This window comes from Mesorhizobium sp. WSM1293, assembly GCF_000513875.1.
Lineage (GTDB): Bacteria > Pseudomonadota > Alphaproteobacteria > Rhizobiales > Rhizobiaceae > Mesorhizobium > Mesorhizobium ciceri.
Genome location: NZ_AZUV01000005.1, coordinates 121,582 through 138,949, shown reverse-complemented (window position 1 = coordinate 138,949; position 17,368 = coordinate 121,582). Strand labels below are relative to the sequence as shown.

The 17,368-nt window shown below is 62.6% G+C and carries 22 protein-coding genes; 14 read left to right on the top strand and 8 right to left on the bottom strand.

The window, feature by feature from the left end:
- Positions 1 to 9 precede the first annotated feature (9 nt).
- Positions 10 to 1,518, top strand: a complete 1,509-nt coding sequence (locus tag M729_RS0108600; protein WP_027161338.1) for a tripartite tricarboxylate transporter permease — start codon at positions 10 to 12, stop codon at positions 1,516 to 1,518.
- A 1-nt stretch (position 1,519) separates the two neighbouring features.
- Here the strand turns inward: M729_RS0108600 and nth are convergent, their stop codons facing one another.
- Complete coding sequence (gene nth, locus M729_RS0108595; RefSeq protein ID WP_027161337.1) at positions 1,520 to 2,344, bottom strand: endonuclease III; 825 nt, start codon at positions 2,342 to 2,344, stop codon at positions 1,520 to 1,522.
- A gap of 22 nt (positions 2,345 to 2,366) precedes the next feature.
- On the opposite strand from nth, the gene M729_RS0108590 reads away from it, so the two are divergent.
- The 11 genes from M729_RS0108590 (at position 2,367) to M729_RS0108540 (ending at position 9,940) form a co-directional block, all read left to right on the top strand.
- Positions 2,367 to 2,861 carry a DUF2244 domain-containing protein gene (locus M729_RS0108590; protein ID WP_013529603.1) on the top strand — a complete coding sequence of 165 codons (495 nt, stop codon included), beginning with the start codon at positions 2,367 to 2,369 and terminating at the stop codon, positions 2,859 to 2,861.
- A 124-nt stretch (positions 2,862 to 2,985) separates the two neighbouring features.
- Positions 2,986 to 3,861, top strand: a complete 876-nt coding sequence (locus M729_RS0108585) for a bifunctional helix-turn-helix domain-containing protein/methylated-DNA--[protein]-cysteine S-methyltransferase (protein WP_024502817.1) — start codon at positions 2,986 to 2,988, stop codon at positions 3,859 to 3,861.
- 220 nt (positions 3,862 to 4,081) lie between these two features.
- The gene (locus M729_RS0108580; RefSeq protein ID WP_027161336.1) at positions 4,082 to 4,552 is read left to right on the top strand and encodes a hypothetical protein; all 471 of its coding nucleotides are present in this window, start codon (positions 4,082 to 4,084) and stop codon (positions 4,550 to 4,552) included.
- 19 nt (positions 4,553 to 4,571) lie between these two features.
- Positions 4,572 to 4,964 carry a hypothetical protein gene (locus M729_RS0108575; RefSeq protein WP_027161335.1) on the top strand — a complete coding sequence of 131 codons (393 nt, stop codon included), beginning with the start codon at positions 4,572 to 4,574 and terminating at the stop codon, positions 4,962 to 4,964.
- The gene (locus M729_RS0108570; RefSeq protein WP_027161334.1) at positions 4,931 to 5,443 is read left to right on the top strand and encodes a hypothetical protein; all 513 of its coding nucleotides are present in this window, start codon (positions 4,931 to 4,933) and stop codon (positions 5,441 to 5,443) included. The genes M729_RS0108575 and M729_RS0108570 overlap by 34 nt, the downstream gene beginning before the upstream one ends.
- Positions 5,418 to 5,900, top strand: a complete 483-nt coding sequence (locus M729_RS0108565; protein ID WP_027161333.1) for a hypothetical protein — start codon at positions 5,418 to 5,420, stop codon at positions 5,898 to 5,900. The genes M729_RS0108570 and M729_RS0108565 overlap by 26 nt, the downstream gene beginning before the upstream one ends.
- A 153-nt stretch (positions 5,901 to 6,053) precedes the next feature.
- Positions 6,054 to 6,959, top strand: a complete 906-nt coding sequence (locus M729_RS0108560) for a ribokinase (RefSeq protein WP_027161332.1) — start codon at positions 6,054 to 6,056, stop codon at positions 6,957 to 6,959.
- A gap of 1 nt (position 6,960) precedes the next feature.
- The gene (locus tag M729_RS0108555) at positions 6,961 to 8,409 is read left to right on the top strand and encodes an amidase (RefSeq protein WP_027161331.1); all 1,449 of its coding nucleotides are present in this window, start codon (positions 6,961 to 6,963) and stop codon (positions 8,407 to 8,409) included.
- Positions 8,410 to 8,522: 113 nt separating this feature from the next.
- Positions 8,523 to 9,137 carry a LysE family translocator gene (locus tag M729_RS0108550; RefSeq protein WP_013529595.1) on the top strand — a complete coding sequence of 205 codons (615 nt, stop codon included), beginning with the start codon at positions 8,523 to 8,525 and terminating at the stop codon, positions 9,135 to 9,137.
- Between the two features lie 101 nt (positions 9,138 to 9,238).
- Complete coding sequence (locus M729_RS0108545) at positions 9,239 to 9,559, top strand: hypothetical protein (protein WP_013529594.1); 321 nt, start codon at positions 9,239 to 9,241, stop codon at positions 9,557 to 9,559.
- A 3-nt stretch (positions 9,560 to 9,562) separates the two neighbouring features.
- Positions 9,563 to 9,940: a hypothetical protein gene (locus tag M729_RS0108540; protein WP_027161330.1), complete on the top strand. Its 378-nt coding sequence runs from the start codon at positions 9,563 to 9,565 to the stop codon at positions 9,938 to 9,940.
- A gap of 36 nt (positions 9,941 to 9,976) precedes the next feature.
- Here M729_RS0108540 and M729_RS0108535 read toward each other — a convergent pair whose 3' ends face one another.
- Entirely contained in the window at positions 9,977 to 10,921 is a 945-nt protein-coding gene (locus tag M729_RS0108535) for a nucleoside hydrolase (protein WP_024502823.1), read from the bottom strand.
- A 315-nt stretch (positions 10,922 to 11,236) separates the two neighbouring features.
- On the opposite strand from M729_RS0108535, the gene M729_RS0108530 reads away from it, so the two are divergent.
- Both M729_RS0108530 and M729_RS0108525 read left to right on the top strand, forming a co-directional pair.
- Entirely contained in the window at positions 11,237 to 11,662 is a 426-nt protein-coding gene (locus tag M729_RS0108530) for an Hsp20 family protein (protein WP_013529591.1), read from the top strand.
- A gap of 65 nt (positions 11,663 to 11,727) precedes the next feature.
- Positions 11,728 to 11,982 (top strand): DUF1150 family protein, encoded by a 255-nt coding sequence (locus M729_RS0108525; protein ID WP_013529590.1) that lies wholly within the window; start codon positions 11,728 to 11,730, stop codon positions 11,980 to 11,982.
- Positions 11,983 to 12,074: 92 nt separating this feature from the next.
- Here M729_RS0108525 and ptsN read toward each other — a convergent pair whose 3' ends face one another.
- The 6 genes from ptsN to lptC form a co-directional block, all read right to left on the bottom strand.
- Positions 12,075 to 12,539, bottom strand: a complete 465-nt coding sequence (gene ptsN, locus M729_RS0108520) for a PTS IIA-like nitrogen regulatory protein PtsN (protein ID WP_013529589.1) — start codon at positions 12,537 to 12,539, stop codon at positions 12,075 to 12,077.
- A 121-nt stretch (positions 12,540 to 12,660) separates the two neighbouring features.
- The gene (gene raiA, locus M729_RS0108515; RefSeq protein ID WP_013529588.1) at positions 12,661 to 13,245 is read right to left on the bottom strand and encodes a ribosome-associated translation inhibitor RaiA; all 585 of its coding nucleotides are present in this window, start codon (positions 13,243 to 13,245) and stop codon (positions 12,661 to 12,663) included.
- 265 nt (positions 13,246 to 13,510) lie between these two features.
- A complete protein-coding gene (gene rpoN / locus M729_RS0108510) occupies positions 13,511 to 15,037 on the bottom strand; it encodes an RNA polymerase factor sigma-54 (RefSeq protein WP_027161329.1) in 1,527 nt (508 codons plus the stop codon).
- Positions 15,038 to 15,236: 199 nt separating this feature from the next.
- On the bottom strand, positions 15,237 to 16,055 hold the full coding sequence (gene lptB, locus M729_RS0108505) for an LPS export ABC transporter ATP-binding protein (protein WP_013529586.1): 819 nt from the start codon (positions 16,053 to 16,055) through the stop codon (positions 15,237 to 15,239).
- Positions 16,055 to 16,636: an LptA/OstA family protein gene (locus tag M729_RS0108500; protein WP_013529585.1), complete on the bottom strand. Its 582-nt coding sequence runs from the start codon at positions 16,634 to 16,636 to the stop codon at positions 16,055 to 16,057. Before M729_RS0108500 ends, lptB begins: the two co-directional genes overlap by 1 nt.
- A complete protein-coding gene (gene lptC / locus M729_RS0108495) occupies positions 16,623 to 17,336 on the bottom strand; it encodes an LPS export ABC transporter periplasmic protein LptC (protein ID WP_013529584.1) in 714 nt (237 codons plus the stop codon). Before lptC ends, M729_RS0108500 begins: the two co-directional genes overlap by 14 nt.
- Positions 17,337 to 17,368: the final 32 nt, after the last annotated feature.

The window sequence follows — 17,368 nt, the reverse complement described above, 5'->3', positions numbered from 1 at the left end:
GCGATGAGCATGGATCTGCTCGACAACCTTGCGCTCGGCTTTTCGACGGCGACGTCGCTGACCAACCTCGGTTTCTGCCTGATCGGCGTCCTTCTCGGCACACTGATCGGCGTCCTGCCCGGCATCGGCGCCACCGCGACCATCGCCATGCTTTTGCCCATCACCTTCCAGATCGGCGACCCGGTTTCCTCCCTCATCATGCTCGCCGGCATCTATTACGGTGCGCAATATGGCGGCTCGACCACCGCCATTCTCATCAACATGCCCGGCGAATCCTCGTCCGCCGTCACCGCGATCGACGGCTACCAGATGGCCAGGAACGGCCGCGCCGGGGCGGCCCTCGCGATCGCGGCCATCGGCTCGTTCTTTGCCGGAACCGTGTCGACGTTCCTCGTCGCCATCTTTGCCCCGCCGCTGACGGCGATCGCGCTGAAATTCGGCGCGGCCGAGTATTTTTCGCTGATGATCGTCGGCTTGGTTTCGTCCGTCGCGCTCGCCCACGGCTCGATCGTCAAGGCGCTGGCCATGGTCGTGCTCGGCCTGCTGCTCGGCATTGTCGGCACCGACATTTACACCGGCACGCCGCGCTTCACGCTTGGAATCCGGGAATATGCCGACGGGTTGAATTTCGTTGCGGTGGCGGTCGGCGTCTTTGGCATCGCCGAGATCCTGCGCAACCTCGAAAACGAGGATGAGCGCTCCGTGATGATCCGCAAGGTCACCGGCCTTATGCCGACCCGCGAGGACTTTCGGCGCATGGCAGCGCCCATCGTGCGCGGAACGATCATCGGTTCGGCGCTCGGCATCCTGCCGGGAGGCGGCGCGATCCTGGCAGCCTTTGCCTCCTACACGGTCGAAAAACGCGTCTCGAAAAACCCGAAGGAGTTCGGCAAGGGCGCCATCGAAGGCGTCGCCGGACCGGAATCGGCCAACAATGCCGGTGCGCAGACTTCCTTCATCCCGATGCTGACGCTGGGCATTCCGGCCAACCCGGTCATGGCTCTGATGATCGGCGCCATGATCATCCAGGGCATCGTGCCCGGCCCCAATGTCGCAACCGAACAGCCGGCGCTGTTCTGGGGCATCATCGCCTCGATGTGGATCGGCAATCTGATGCTGATCATCCTCAACCTGCCGCTGATCGGGCTTTGGGTGAAGCTGCTGACGATCCCCTATTACGTGCTTTTCCCGATCATCATGGCGTTCTGCTCGATCGGCGTCTACAGCGTCAACAGCAACGTCTATGATCTCTACGCCGTCGCCTTCTTCGGCTTCCTCGGCTACCTCCTGACCAAGCTGCGCTGCGAACCGGCACCGCTGCTGCTCGGCTTCGTGCTCGGCCCGCTGCTCGAGGAAAACCTGCGCCGCGCCATGATCCTCTCGCGCGGCGACCCGAGCACCTTCGTGACCAGACCGATCAGCGCCGGCCTGCTGCTCATAGCGCTCGCCGTGCTCGCCGTCGTCTTCCTGCCGGCGGTCAAGAAAAAGCGCGAAGAGGTGTTTGTGGAGGAGAGTTGAACTACGCCGCCGTTCCGCCTCGGTCCTGAACCTCTTCGACCGGGTCGAGCGGTGCGATCGGCACCAGCGGTGCCGGCACATCGGTCGTCTTGACCTCGGCCTTGCAGATGTCGGCGATGACGCAGGCCGGGCAATCCGGCTTGCGCGCCTTGCAGACGTAGCGGCCATGCAGGATCAGCCAGTGATGTGCATGGCGCATATATTCGTCCGGAATGATCTTCAACAATCCTTGCTCGACCTGTTCCGGCGTCTTGCCGGGCGCCAATCCGAGCCGGTTGCCTATGCGAAGAATGTGCGTGTCGACCGCCATCGTGTGCTGGCCGAAGGCCATGTTGAGCACGACATTGGCGGTCTTGCGCCCCACCCCGGGCAGCTTGACCAATTCATCACGATTATCGGGTACCTCGCCGCCATGGTCGCGGATCAGCGCCTGCGACAGCGCAATCACATTCTTCGCCTTGTTGCGCCACAGCCCGATGGTGCGGATATATTCGCCGACCCTTGCTTCCCCCAGCGCCAGCATCTTGTGCGGCGTATCGGCGGCCCTGAACAGCGCCCGCGTCGCCTTGTTGACGCCGGCATCCGTCGCTTGCGCCGACAGCACCACCGCGACCAGCAGCGTGAAGGCGTTGACATGTTCGAGTTCGCCTTTCGGCTCGGGCCGCTGGACGGAAAAGCGCCGGAATATCTCGTTAACTTCGGCCGGGCTGTAGCGTGACGCACGTCGCACCGGCCTCGGGCGCGGCTTTGCGTTCGAACCATCGCGTCGTGCGGGCAACGGCTCTTTTTTGGACAGGGAAGAATCTTTGGACTTGGGGCTTGCCATTTCCCTCCTATAATATCCCCTCATGAGCGACACAAACGCCTCGTTTCAGGCCGACGAGCCATTCTTTCAGGCGCTACTGACCCCGCACCGGTCTCTGGGCCGGACAGGCTTCTTCGTCCTGATGGGCGCGCTGCTGTTCGGCTGGCTGGTGACAGGCGCGTTTTTCCTGTCGCGCGGCGCCTGGCCGGTATTCGGCTTCTTCGGCCTCGACGTGGCCGCCGTCTACATCGCCTTTCGCATCAACTATCGTGCCGCTCGCGCACGCGAAGAAGTCTCGGTTTCGCGCACCAGCCTCGACATCCGCAAGACAGCCCCCTCCGGGAAATCGGAAGCGCATCGCTTCAATCCGTTCTGGGCGCGGTTTTCGGTGGCCCGTCACGCCGAGATCGGCATCACAGGCATGACGGTGCAAGGTGAAGGCCAGAACGTGCCGATCGGATCGTTCCTGGACCCCGATTCCCGCGAGAGTTTTGCCACCGCCTTTTCGCGCGCGCTGGCGACCGCCAAGACACGCTGAGGCAGCCGCGAGCGATTCCTGGACTCGAATCCGGTGCCTATCTGGGTATGCGCCGCAAGAAGGCAAGTTTCGGGTGGCGATCGACGCCCCGAGGGGCGATATTCCGGCTCAAGGAGACAGTTCCATGAGCACACACACCGCAGTCCTCAAAAAGGACATCACGCCTGAGGGCAGCGATTATGAGATCGTGCGCCGTGCCATCGAGAAGATCAGTCTCGACTATCGTGATCAGCCTTCCCTCGAAGAGCTGGCCGAGGAGGTCGGCGAGACGCCGACCGGCCTGCAAAAACTCTTCACCCGCTGGGCCGGCCTGTCGCCCAAGGCCTTCCTGCAGGCGGTGACACTGGACCATGCGCGCAGGCTGCTCGATTCCGGCATGCCGCTGCTCGAGACCTCATTCGAACTGGGCATGTCCGGCCCCGGCCGGCTGCATGACCTGTTCGTCACGCACGAGGCGATGTCGCCGGGCGACTACAAGACACGCGGCGCCGGGCTCACCATCCGCTACGGCTTCCATTCCTCGCCGTTCGGTACCGCCCTGATCATGGCCACCGAGCGCGGGCTCGCCGGCCTCGCCTTCAGCGACCCCGGCGAGGAACGCGCCGCCTTCGCCGACATGTCCAGCCGCTGGCCGAACGCCATCTATGTCGAGGACATGACTGCCACCGGCCCCTATGCCGCCCGTATCTTCGACCCGACGCTGTGGCGCCCCGACCAGCCGCTGCATGTCGTCATGATCGGCACCGACTTCCAGGTTCGCGTCTGGGAGGCGCTGCTCAAGATCCCGATGGGCAAGGCCCGCACCTATTCCTCGATTGCGGCCAGCATCGGCGCACCGTCCGCCAGCCGTGCGGTCGGTGCGGCCAACGGCGCCAATCCGCTCTCTTTCGTGGTGCCTTGTCACCGCGCCATCGGCAAATCAGGCGACCTCACCGGTTATCATTGGGGCCTGACCCGCAAGCGCGCCATTCTGGGTTGGGAAGCCGGGCAGGTATCGTAATATCGATTTTTCTCGATATTGCGAAGAAAAACATGGTTATATCGGCGCTATCAAGTATAAGCGCTATTTACGCTGTGGTTCCGCTTTTGCAACCGAGGGCAACCTCCGGTTCCTGTAGTTGTTATTTTGAGGCGTTATTTTAGGTAACTCTAAATTAACCACGATAAAGTGATGATGCTCTCATATTAATCCGGACGATCCGGCTTGATAGGAGGTCTCGATGACATTGTTTCGCGCCGCCTGCGGCGCAGCTCTGCTGGTTGCCAGCGTCGACGAGGCCGCGTTGGCCACGACGCAGAATGTCATCTTCAACGGCACGATCGCGCCCACCTGCACGCTGGTCGTTGCCACCAACGGTACGATGACGGCCAGTCCCGATCTCCAGTCCCTGAGCTCCCACAACAGCGGCGGCTCGGCTGGAACCGTGACGCTGACGACGACCGGAGGTGTGTCGCTGAGCGTCGACCCGGTCACCACCATGACGGTGCCATCCGCCGACAGCACGTCGACGACCTGGACACCCACCTACTCCGCCGCCGGCGCGCATTCCATCGTCGAGACCGGCTCGACAACCAGCATCACCACCCCCGGCGCAGATCTCGTCTCGGTTCACCTTGCCGGAACCAAGGGCGGCAGCAATCGCTTCGCCAACGGCAATTATCAGGCAACGGTAACGCTGCGCTGCGAATGACGCGAGCGAAGGAGGGGTCGTGAAACATGCTCGAATCCTGGCGACGGCGTTGGCCGTCGGATTGGCGCCCGTTGCCGCCAAGGCTCAGTCGATGTCGCCGATGCGTGGCGAGATCAACAGCTTCACCGACGTCTTTGCGGTTCGCGTCTTCCCCGCCAATCCCTACGACCGCAACATCCGGGTCGAAATTCACGTCTACGATCAGGATTTCCAGCCGGTAGATGCCAGGGTCTCTCCAAATGTCTTCCAACTGGCCTCCCAGGCCTCCCGTTCTGTCCTTGTGGTTGTGCCTTTCGGCGGCGCTGCCGAGCGTAAAGTGCGTATCTGTACCGAAAGCATCCCCTTTCCCAATCAACAGACGCAGATAAGGGCACAGATATGCGGAAAGTTTTTTGGGCGCCGCAAGTCCTGACACTGGCGCTCGCGGCTGTTTGGGCGGGTGCCTCGCCGGCCGGGGCCGAGGACGTCTACAACCTCAACCAGAACGAAAGCGGCTTCAACCTGCCCGGCGTCACCTTGCCCCAGGGCCAGGACGAGGTCCATGCCGCGGATGGCACCACTTGCCGTTCCGCCGTCTCCGGCTCCGGCGCCTATGTCGATCTCGGCGTCATCAGAGGCAACAGCCAGTCCGACAATGATGTCGCCACTTACGGCCGCGTGGTGATCCCCATCGGGCGTACGCCCAAGCGCGTCGATTGCAGCCGTCTCTACGAGCTTGAGGTCGAGCGCCTTCAGCTGGAGCTGAAGCTCCTCAAAATGGGCCTCGGCACCGACGGCCAGACGGCGAGTATTGCCGCCACCGCTCCCGCGACCGCATCACCGGGGTGGGCCAACGAAGGCTGGAGCATCAGAACCGGAAATGGCGATGGCAAGAAAAAGAAGAAGCAGTAGCCGCGCGCTGTTTGCGATGGCGGCACTTGCCGGTTCCTGCCTTCCGATGCAGGCGGCGATCATCGGCACCTGCACCATCATGGTCGGGGCGTCCGGAACGATGAAGGCCAGTCCCGCCATCAGCATACTGGGCTCCAAACAGGCAGGCGGATCGAGCGCCAGCGCCACCGTGGTGGCAAGCTCCCTGTTATGCTCAATACTCAACCTGCTTGACTGCTATTCGGTTTCGGCGCCGGCGCCTGCCGCATTCTCGTCCGCGCCGAGCGGCGGTGGCACCAACGTGACGTTCGCTTCGGTCTTCCGCCTCGATGGCTCGGGGGCCGATGTCAACGGAAGTGTGCCGCAGAGGGTTGCCAACGGCACCCACGCGATGCAGGTCGACCTCACCGCCACCAAGTCGAGCGGTATCTTTCCCGCCGGCAACTATCAGGGCACGGTCACCGTGCGCTGCGAATAAGGCCGCGACAACTCAAATCGGGCTGGACCATGCGCGTGGTCTGGCAAGCCGCGGCCTTACAGGTTAGCTTCCACGCAATCGGAACGATCTGCGTTCGCCCGGACGCACGAAGACGCTCCGGCATTTTGAATTTGCGTTGCCAGGAGGCCCTGCTTGATTATCGTCATCGGCTCGATCAACCTCGACCTTATCGCCAAGGTCGACCGCTTGCCGAGCCCCGGCGAGACGGTGGGCGGCTCGGCCTTCACCACCGCGCCTGGTGGCAAGGGCGCCAACCAGGCCCTGGCCGCCGCACGCGCCGGCGCCTCGGTGCGCATGGTCGGCGCCGTCGGCAGGGACAGCTTCGCCGCCGAGGCACTGGCATTGCTGCGCGACGGCAAGGTCGACCTGTCCGGCGTTGCCGAGACTCACGCCTCGACCGGCACGGCACTGATCATGGTCGCCGACGACGGCGAGAACATCATCGCCGTGGTGCCGGGCGCCAACGCTTCCGTGGTGCCCGGCGATCTCTCCAAGGCCTTTCTGAAAAAAGGCGACGTCGTGCTGCTGCAAAATGAGATTCCGCTGGCCACCGTCGATGCCGCCCTCGACCAGGCAAGGGCGGCCGGCGCCATCGCGGTGCTCAACACAGCACCTTTCCAAGCGCAAGCAGCCGGCTTTCTCGGCAAGGCCGACTATGTCGTCGCCAACGAAACCGAGTTCGACCTGTATGGCGAAGCGCTGTCGCTGCAAGGCCGCGATCGGGCGGCGCGCATGCGGGACTTTGCCGGAAAGACCGGCCGCACCGTCGTCGTCACGCTCGGCGGCGATGGCGTGATGGCGGCGACACCGACCGAGTTCCTGGCCGTTGCTGCGCGCAAGATCGTCCCCGTCGACACGGTCGGCGCCGGCGATACGTTCTGCGGCTATTTCGCCGCCAGCCTGTCGTCGGGCCTCACGCTCGAACAGGCGCTGGCGCGCGCCGGCGCGGCCGGCTCGCTGGCCTGCCTGAAGCCTGGCGCCCAACCGGCGATCCCGCTCGCCAAAGACGTCGATCAGGCGCTGCAGGAAACCCGTTAAAATGCTGCGTCCTCAAACAAAACATGCCGTGCCGCCGGCAGGCGACATCTGCCGCCTGTCCGCAGTCGAACTCGCCGGCGCGATCCGGGAGAGAGAGCTTTCCGTGCACGAGGTGGTGGCGGCATTCCTCGACCGCATCGAGGCGGTCAATCCGCTGGTGAACGCCATCGTCTCCTTGCGCGATCGCGCCGATATCCTGCGCGAAGCCGATGCGGCCGATGCCAGCCCGACGCGAGCCAAAACCAACCCGCTCTTCGGCCTGCCGATGGCCATCAAGGACCTCGCCTCGACCACGGGCCTCAGGACCTCTTTCGGCTCGCCGATCTTCGCCGATTTCGTGCCGCAGGAGGACGATTTCTTCGTCGAGCGCATCCGCAATGCCGGCGCCATTATCATCGGCAAGACCAACGTCCCCGAATTCGGGCTTGGTTCCAACACCTACAACGCCGTGTTCGGGCCGACGCTGAACGCCTTCGATCCGGCCCTGACCGCCGGAGGCTCGAGCGGCGGCGCGGCCGTTGCCCTGGCGCTCGACATGGTGCCCGTCGCCGATGGCAGCGACTTTGGCGGCTCGCTGCGCAACCCGGCCGCCTGGAACAATGTTTTTGGCTTCCGCCCGTCGCAAGGACTTGTTCCCGGTGGACCCGATTTCGAAGTCTTCCATGCGCAGATGGGCGTCGACGGGCCGATGGGCCGCAACGTCCGTGACATGGCGCTGCTGCTCGATGTGCAGGCCGGTTACCACCCGCACGCGCCATTGTCCTACGACAAACCCGGCTCGTTCCTCGAAGGGCTTGGAATACCCGCAACTGGTGGCCGCATCGCCTGGCTCGGTGACCTCGGCGGTCATCTGCCGGTTGAAACAGGCATTCTCGGCCTGTGCGAGGCGGCACTTGGCCGCTTTGCGGAGGCGTCCTTCGCGACCGAGCCCCTGCTGCCGGATTTCGATTTCGAAGCGCTGTGGCAGGCCTTCGTGACGCTGCGCCAGGCCAGCAGCGGCTGCGCGCTCAAAACCCACTATGACGATCCCGCAAAGCGCCGCCTGCTCAAGCCGGAAGCCATCTGGGAAGTGGAGAACGCAACGCGGCTGACGGCGCCGCAGATCCGCGCCGCTTCGGTCATCCGCACGTCCTGGCATCGCACGCTTCTGTCGATCTTCGCCCGCTATGATCTGATTGCGCTGCCGACAGCACAGGTCTTCCCCTTCGACATCGATACGCATTGGCCGCGTGAGGTCGCCGGACGCACAATGGACAGCTATCACCGCTGGATGCAGGTTTCCGCCTTCGCGACCTTGGGCGGCTGCCCGGCGGCCAATGTGCCGGTCGGCTTCGACGATAGAGGGCGGCCGATGGGCATGCAGCTGATCGGCCGGCCACGCGGCGACCTTGCCGTGCTCAAGGCGGCGGCCGCCTATGAGGCAACGCTGCCCTGGCCGGTCGGCGCCTGAATCGCACGCGTTGGCGTGCCGCGGCGCTTCGCGCACCGGCTTGCATCGCTATCGCCGCCATGCATTGATTATCCTCAGCCGCGCCGCCTCGGCGGTATTCCTGGGGAAAAAGCATGTCGCTCGAACTCTACGCCGCCTATGTCCTCGCTTGCATCGTCATTATCCTGGTGCCCGGTCCGACGGTCACGCTGATCATTGCCAACAGCATCCGCCATGGCTCGCGCGCCGGCCTCGCCAACGTCGCCGGCACGCAGGCCGGGCTTGCCGTGATGATCGCCATCGTCGGCATCGGCCTCAACACGCTGATCGCAGGCATGGGCCACTGGTTCGAATGGGTACGGCTGATCGGTGCCGCCTATCTGATCTGGATGGGTGTGCAGATGTTCCGTTCCAAGGGCACGTTGAATGCCGATGGAACAGCGAGAAAGCCGCGCGGCGGCTTCTTCCTGCAGGGCCTGCTGGTGGCGCTGAGCAACCCCAAGACGCTGATTTTCTTCGGCGCCTTCTTTCCGCAGTTCATTTCGCCGCAAGGCAACTACTCGCTGCAGATCGCCGTCATGGGTCTGACCGCCATGATCTTCGCCGCCTTCTCGGATTCGACTTACGCGCTGGCCGCCGGCCGCGCCGGGCGCCTGCTGTCGGCCGGCCGCATCAAGCTTTTGTCGAGGATCAGCGGCAGCTTCATGGTCGGCGGCGGCCTGTGGCTGGCGTTTTCGCGGTCGAAGTAAAGGCGGCCGAGCCGGCGCCGCAAGGAGTTGCAGCACCCTGGAATGGCAACAGATTGAAAGTGTGCTGTCCCACCACCACATGAATCTGACTTGAGGGATTCATGTCTGTCTTTTGGACTTGGGATGGTTTGAAGAGGAACGCGCCTGGCGTGATCCTCTTTATTGGTGCGTTTGCGGTTATGATCATGTTGGCGGCAAACAAATGGATCAACGACGCCAGCCCGATCCGATCGGTCGACACAGTCGAGGCAAACGTCGAAAGTGTCCGGTTGGACCATGGCCGCGGCATATATCTGGTTTCTATCGAGAACGGTTCGTCTGTCCTTATCGATGACGATCACCCGCATCTGATCGGCTCGCGCACAAACATCGAACGCGTCACGCGCGACAATGGCTTCGTCTTCTACCGATTCGTGAATTGAATCATGGCAACAGTATCTTCTCTCAGAAACCGCCTGCTTCTGTTTCAGGCAGAATACCGAGACGCAGTCATTGGTGTCGTATTCTTCTGCGCACTGCCCCTGGCGGCGCTGATCCCGATTGCGATGAACCAGGACAATCCGGTTGTGGCAACTCAGCGTGTGATGGGCACTATCGAGTATGTGAGGTTAATGCCCATCAATCCGAAGATGGCTGCCGGGCGCGGGCTGTATTACACATACGATGTCCGCCTTGATGGCAACAACGCGGTGACATCCATCGATGATGAAGTGGGGATGCCGCACCTTGTCGGTTCGGTCATCCCCATCGAGCGGCAACATCATAAGCGCGGCGGAGACACCTATCGGTTTCTCAATGAGTGAAGACGCGTGCTCACAAGTTCAGTTCTGTTCTGGCGGTCAGTTAAGCCGCCCCAGCCTCTCCACCAGCAAAGCGAAAAACGCATCATGGTCGATGTCGCGCATCACCATGGCGTTCTTCGGCCGTTTGGTGACGCCCCACCAGTCGATCACGGTCATGCCCATGGTCAGTTCCGAGGCGGTTTCCACGCTGACGTTGCAGTTGCGGCCCTTGAACAGGTCCGGCTTCAACAGATAGGCGATGACGCAAGGATCGTGCAGCGGGCCACCGTCGGTGCCGTATTTCTCTTCATCGAAGCGCTCGAAGAACTCCAGCATCTCCGCGGTGGCGGTGCCGACCCTGGTGCCCAGCGCGCGGAAGGCCTGCGTGCGCTTGGCGGTGGTCAGCGCCTTGTGGGTGACGTCGAGAGGCATCATGACGATCGGAATGCCGGATTTGAGCACGACATCTGCGGCCTGCGGGTCGACATAGATGTTGAATTCGGCGGTCGGGGTGACATTGCCGCCTTCGAAGAAGCCGCCGCCCATCAGCACGATTTCCTTGATGCGCGGTGCGATGCGCGGCTCGCGGATCAGCGCCAGCGCAATGTTGGTGAGCGGGCCGAGCGCGCAAAGCGTGATCGTGCCGCTTTCTTCGCTCATCAGCGTCTGGACGATGAAATCGACCGCGTACTGGTCCTGCAGCTTCATCGTCGGTTCGGGCAATTGCGGACCGTTGAGGCCGGTCTTGCCATGCACTTCCTCGGCGGTGACCAGTTCGCGCGTCAGGGGCCGGATGGCACCGGCATAGACCTTGATGTCCGGGCGGCCGGCCAGCTCGCAGATCTTGCGGGCATTCTTTTCGGTAAGCTTCAGCGGCACGTTGCCGGCAACGGCTGATATGCCGACGATCTCCAGTTCGGAGCTGCCGAGCGCCAGCAATATGGCGACGGCATCATCCTGGCCGGGATCCGTGTCGATGATGATCTTGCGTGACTGGGGCATTTCAATTCCTTGTTTGGCGAGGTCGTGGACTTGCATCGATCCGATCGGAACATCCAAATGACGCCGAAGCGGCCGCGAGCTGCCAGGCCGAACCGCTCGACCGGGGAAGACAATCCCGACCCGCGCGCTTTTCCTTGCATCTGCTCGCCGTTTCAAGCGCCATGTCTGTCATTCCTGTGAGTCCACGGCCTGGTCTTTTTGGGCGGGTCTGTTGACGGCTTGAACTTGGTCGCGGGGCGGACCATATCAAGGCCATCGGGAAAAATGCCATCTGGGTTTTTCCACTTTATGTCGCTCTTGAGAGGACAGTGTAACATGAGCCGAATGACGCCCTTTTCCAGCCCGCTTCTGCTTGGTTTCGACGCCATGGAAAAGACCCTGGAACGCCTGGCGAAGTCCGGTGACAGCTACCCTCCCTACAACATCGAACGCCTCAGCGGCGCCGACGGCAAAACCGAAAGGTTGCGCATCACATTGGCGGTCGCCGGTTTCGCCGAAAGCGATCTCGATGTCACCACGGAGGAAAACCAGTTGGTCGTGCGCGGCCGTCAGACCGACGACACCGAGCGCGAATTTCTTCATCGCGGCATCGCCGCGCGCCAGTTCCAGCGCTGTTTCGTGCTGGCCGACGGCATGCGGGTGATCGCAGCGGAGTTGAAGAACGGCCTTTTGGCGATCGACCTCGATCGGCCGGAGTCCGAACGGCTGGTACGGAAAATAAACATATCGGTGAAAGACTGATCTTTACCGATGGCTCTCATGCGGGATGGCCTTGAGCGGCGTCCTCGCGCCAAGGAGGCTTTGAAATGACCAGAACTGAAACTATCACCATGACCAATGGCGAATTCGCTCATCTCGGCGAGGGCTCGGTCGCTTATCTCAGAAAGGTCTCGAGCGACGAATTGCTCGGCCGTTTCCCCAATCTCGGCGAAATCGCTCCCGGCATGGAACTGTGGGCGCTGTTTGCCGCCAATGGCCAGCCGATCCTGCTTTCCGACGCGCGTGACCGCGCACTGGCCGGTGCCATGGAAAACGACCTGACCACGGTCGCCATCCACTAAGGCCCAGCGCGCCGCCCTGTTAGGCGCGACCAGCAGGCTCAAACGCATAGGGCCGCCCGTGGCGGCCCTTGAATGTCGTCTCACCAGAAAAATCAGGCCGCGTGCGAGGCCTGGGTGTCCGATAAAAGCGCGTGGATAGCCGCGGCGTCGCGCGTACCCCTGATCTTGGCCACCGTGTCGGCGTCACGCAGCACTCGCGCGATGCGCGACAGTGCCTTGAGGTGATCGGCGCCCGCCCCTTCCGGCGCCAGCAGCAGAAACACCAGATCGACGGGCTGATCGTCCAGCGATTCGAAATCGACAGGCGTCTCCAGCCGGGCGAAAACACCTGCGATGCGCTTCACGCCGGCCAGCTTGCCGTGCGGGATGGCGATGCCGTTGCCGACGCCGGTCGAACCCAGCCGCTCACGCTGCAGGATGGTGTCGAACACCTCCCGCTCCGGAATGCCGGAAATCGCCGCCGCCCGTTCGGACAGCAATTGCAGCAGCTGCTTCTTGGAGTTCGCCTTCAACGCCGGCAATATCGCCGGAACGTTGATAAGATCGCTCAGATCCATGCTTGAAAATCCCTTGTTCGCCTGCCGTCACCAGTCCTCACCCCTCGTGCGGCCGGCTCTTATCCCAGTGCGACCTCGTCGTCACCGTGCGACCCTTGTCGTCACCGTGCGACCGTTGTCGTCACGCTTGTGCGACCTTGGTCGTCGACGGGTCGATCCAACCGATATTTCCATCGGGTCGGCGATAGACGATGTTGAGATGGTCGGTTCCCGCGTTGCGGAAGACGAAGACCGGGCTGTCCTTGGTGTCGAGCTCGATGACCGCCGACGCCACCGACATGGTCTTCAGCGTCATGGTTGATTCGGCGACGATGGCCGGCGCGAAATTCTCCGGAATGTCCTCGTCGTCATCGGCAAGCGGCGCCATCACCGTGTAGGCTATGTCGGTCGGTTGGCCGTTGGCGGCGCCCGAATTGTGCGATTTCAGCCGGCGCTTGTAGCGCCTCAGGCGGGTTTCCAGACGGTCCGCCGCCGCCTCGAAGGCAAGCGTCGGATCCTGGGCATCGCCGGTGGCCTGCAGCGAAGCGCCGGAATCCAGTCGGATCATGCAATCCGCCGAATAGCGCGAACCCGATTTGATGACCGTGACATGTCCGGCAAAGCCGCGATCGAAATATTTGCCGATCGCTTCGCCGACACGATCGTTGATGCGTGTCCGAAACGCATCGCCGATGTCCATGTGTTTTCCCGATATGCGCAGATTCATCTGAAAACTGACCTTCCTTGCTCAGGCTTCAAACTGGCCCGAGTTTATACTCGTGATCCGTGCGCACAAGCTTTGCGGCGTCACTTGCGCCGATTTTAAATCCAGACTTTCCGGTTGATCACAAGCCGCCCTTTGACCGTCCCGAGGCCAACGTCGTGACGGACCATCCGCATGCGGGCATCTAGCCCGTCTCATGCGGGCGGGCTTCTAGCCAGTTCACCGCGGCTTGTCAATGAAGTGCTGGCTTGTGGAAAATCGACCCGCCTCAGCGCCCGGCGCTGGCCATCGCACGTTTCTCGCGCCGGCGCTGCACCGAGGAGGGGATATTCATGCCTTCCCGGTACTTGGCGACCGTACGCCTTGCAATGTCGACGCCACTTTCGCGCAACATGTCGACGATTGCATCGTCGGAAAGCACGTCGACGGGCTTCTCCTCGTCGATCAACTGCTTGATGCGGTCACGCACGGCTTCCGAGGAGTGCGCATCGCCGCCGCCCGATGCGGCGATCGAGGCGGTGAAGAAGTAGCGAAGCTCGAACACGCCGCGCGGCGTCAGCATGTATTTATTGGCTGTGACCCGGCTGACGGTCGATTCGTGCATGCCGATGGCGTCGGCCACAGTGCGCAGATTGAGCGGCTTCAGCTGCCGCACGCCATGGACGAGGAAGGCGTCCTGCTGGCGAACGATTTCCGAGGCGACCTTGAGGATGGTCTTTGCCCGCTGGTCGAGGCTGCGCGTCAGCCAGTTGGCGTTCTGCAGGCATTCGGCCAGAAAATCCTTTTCCGCCTGGTTCTTGGCCTGCGGAGAGACCTGGGCGAAATAGATATGGTCGACCAACACCCGCGGCAGCGTTTCGGCATTGAGTTCGACCGTCCAGCTGCCGTCATTGGCCGCGCGCACCTCGACATCGGCGACGATCGCGTCGCTGGCGCCGCCCGAAAACGCCATGCCCGGCCGGGGATCGAGCGCCCGGATTTCGGCCAGCATGTCGAGCAGATCCTCCTCGTCGACACCGCAGATCCGTTTCAATGCGTGAAAATCGCGCCGTGCCAGGAGTTCGAGATTGGCAACCAGCGCCTTCATCGCCGGATCGAGCCGGCTCCGCACGGCAAGCTGCAGCGACAGGCATTCGGCCAGGTCGCGGGCAAACAGGCCGGCCGGCTCGAAGGTCTGACACACCGCCAGCACCTTCGCCACGGCGGCGGCATCCGCACCGAGACGAGCGGCGATCTCGGCCAGATCGGCACGCAGATAGCCGGTCTCGTCAAGGCCGTCGGCGAGGTCGGCGGCGATCAGACGTGCAGCCGGATCGGCGAAGGCTAGCGCCACCTGTTCACCGACATGGTCGCGCAGCGTGATCGCAGCAGTCGCCATATCGCCGGCGTCAAACCACTCGGATGAGGAACCCGCACCATTGCCGGAAGCCGATTTCCATTGCGCCGTCAGGTCGGGACCGAGCCGCTCGCTGGTGCCCGGGTCGTCGGGAAACAGGTTTTCCAGCGACGTGTCGAGCTTATCCGAGATCGCCTCGGCGCTCCACTGCGTCTCGTTTTCGAACCAGTCGCCTTCGGTGGTGGCTTGCGGCTCCGCCTCGATCTTCTGCGCCTGGTCGCTGGCGGCATCGTCCTGCGGCTCGGCGCGCTCCAGCAGTGGATTGCGCTCGATTTCCTCGTCGATGAAATGCTCGAGCTCGACATGGGTGAACTGCAGCAGCCGAATCGACTGCATCAGTTGCGGCGTCATCACCAGCGACTGCGATTGTCGTAGCTGTAGTTTGGCCGCCAACGCCATGGTTCGGTTTCAAACGCCTCGTCTACGTATCCGGACTTCCGGAAAGGAATTTTGCAGCCGGCCATAGAAACTGGCCCGGCTTTTGCTTGTCAAGGCAATTGGTAGCAAAACTCGCTTACCGGAGCGTTATCTCGGAGCAAAATCGAGGAAAAAGCGCCGCGCGAACCGCAAAAATCGTGTCAGGAAACAAATTTCACGCTCAGAGGGTGAAACCCTCGCCGAGGTAAAGTCGCCGCACATCCGGGTTTGCCACCACTTCGTCTGCCCTTCCATGGGTCAGCACCTGGCCGGCATGGATGATGTAGGCGCGGTCGATGAGGCCGAGCGTTTCGCGCACATTGTGATCGGTGATGAGGACGCCGATGCCGCGCGCCGTCAGGTGGCGCACCAGTTGCTGGATATCCGCGACGGCGATCGGATCGATGCCGGCGAAAGGCTCGTCGAGGAGCATGTAGGCCGGACGCGTCGCCAGCGCTCGCGCGATTTCCAAGCGTCGCCGCTCGCCGCCCGAAAGCGACATGGATGGCGCCTTGCGCAGATGGCTGATGTGGAATTCCTCGAGCAGTTCGTCGAGATTGCGCTCGCGCACCTTGCGGTCCTTTTCGACCACTTCCAGCACGGCGCGGATATTCTGCTCGACATTGAGGCCGCGGAAGATCGATGCTTCCTGCGGCAGATAGCCGATGCCGAGGCGTGCGCGACGGTACATCGGCATCGACGTGACATCGAAGCCGTCGATCTCGATCGTGCCTTCATCCACCGGCACCAGGCCGGTAACCATATAGAAACAGGTCGTCTTGCCGGCGCCGTTGGGGCCGAGCAGTCCAACGGCCTCTCCGGCGCGCACGCCGATGGTGACGCCGCTGACGACCTTGCGGCCCTTGTAGCTCTTGGTCAGCCCCTTGGCGATCAGGGTTCCCTTGAACTTTCCCGCATCGACGGTCACCGTGGCCGGCGCCGAAAGCTTGCCGGCGGCCCGTCCCGGAAGACGCGCCGTCAGCGACGACAGGCTGGCCATCAGGGGTTCGTCGCTCCCGATTTCGGCGGCGGCGTGATCGACATCTGGACACGTTGCCCAGCGCATGGATCCACCTGAGCCAGCCCGCTTTTCATCTGCACGGTAAGTTTGCAGCCCACCAGAACGTTGTCGTTTTGCGACAGAACGACCTTTTTGCCCGAAAGCACCAGCACCTGGCTCTTCATATCGAAGCTGCCTTGATCGCCGGTCGCGATCTGCGCATCCGACTTGATATAGACCTTGTCGGAGATCTCCAGGTGATCGATGTTGGCCGAGCCCGTCATCGCCGCACCCGCGGCCTCCGTGCCCTTGGCAGCGGCGTTGGGATCCTTGACGTAGTAGACCGTCATCTTGCCGGCCTTCATCAACGTCGGCCCCTGGACGACGCTGACATTGCCCGTGAAGATGGCGACACTGTCGGCCTGGCGGACTTCCAGCTTGTCGCTCTCGATCTGGATCGGCTTGTCGCCGGACAGTTTGAGGCCTGATTGACTGGTCGTCTGCGCCCATGACGGCACGAGTCCGAGCAGCAGCAACGCTGAAGTTGCAGCCGCGAGCCGCGTCGAACTACTGAGCCGCATTGGTTTCTCCGCTGTTTCCCTGTGCCGCCTTCAGGGCGGCGGAATCGATGTTGACGCGCACTTTGTTCTCGAAAACCAGAATCTTGCCATTGTCCTGAACCGACATCGTATCCGCCGTGATCCGCGACCCGCCACGGCTGACATCGACGGGATCTCCTGTCTTCATAGTGCCTTTGCCCATGTCGAGGAAGACCGATTTGAACTTGGCCTGCATGCCGTCGGTCGTGGTGATCGTCACGTCGCTGGTCAGGTTCATCGTATTGCCGTCGCGATCGTAGGTGCCGTGCGAGGCCTTGACCGCCGCCACATTGTCGGACGCGATCGGCACCTTGGCGTCGATGCCTTCCAGCTCGATGATACCTTGCGTGCTGACATCCTGAATGGCACGCAGCGCCGTCATCGAATAAGGCTGCTTCTGCTTGGTGAAACCGTTGAGCTTGGGATTGGCCATCACCAGCTTGCCGTTGGAAAAGGCAGTGCCTTCCGCCTGAATCTTCACCGAGACGGGTGCGGCGAGATAGGAGTAGACCGGGAAAGCGACCGCTATCAGTGCTGCGGCCACCGGCACGGCAAATTTGAGAACGCGCACGCGGCGCGAATGACGCTGTGCACGGTCGAAAGCATCGCCGCGCGTCCGGCCGTCCGCCGGGGGAGCCAACACCGCCTCGGCGTCGGTCGGTTCAATCGGTCGCGCTAACATTCACTGCTTTCTTCTAACCCTGCCCGCCCTTG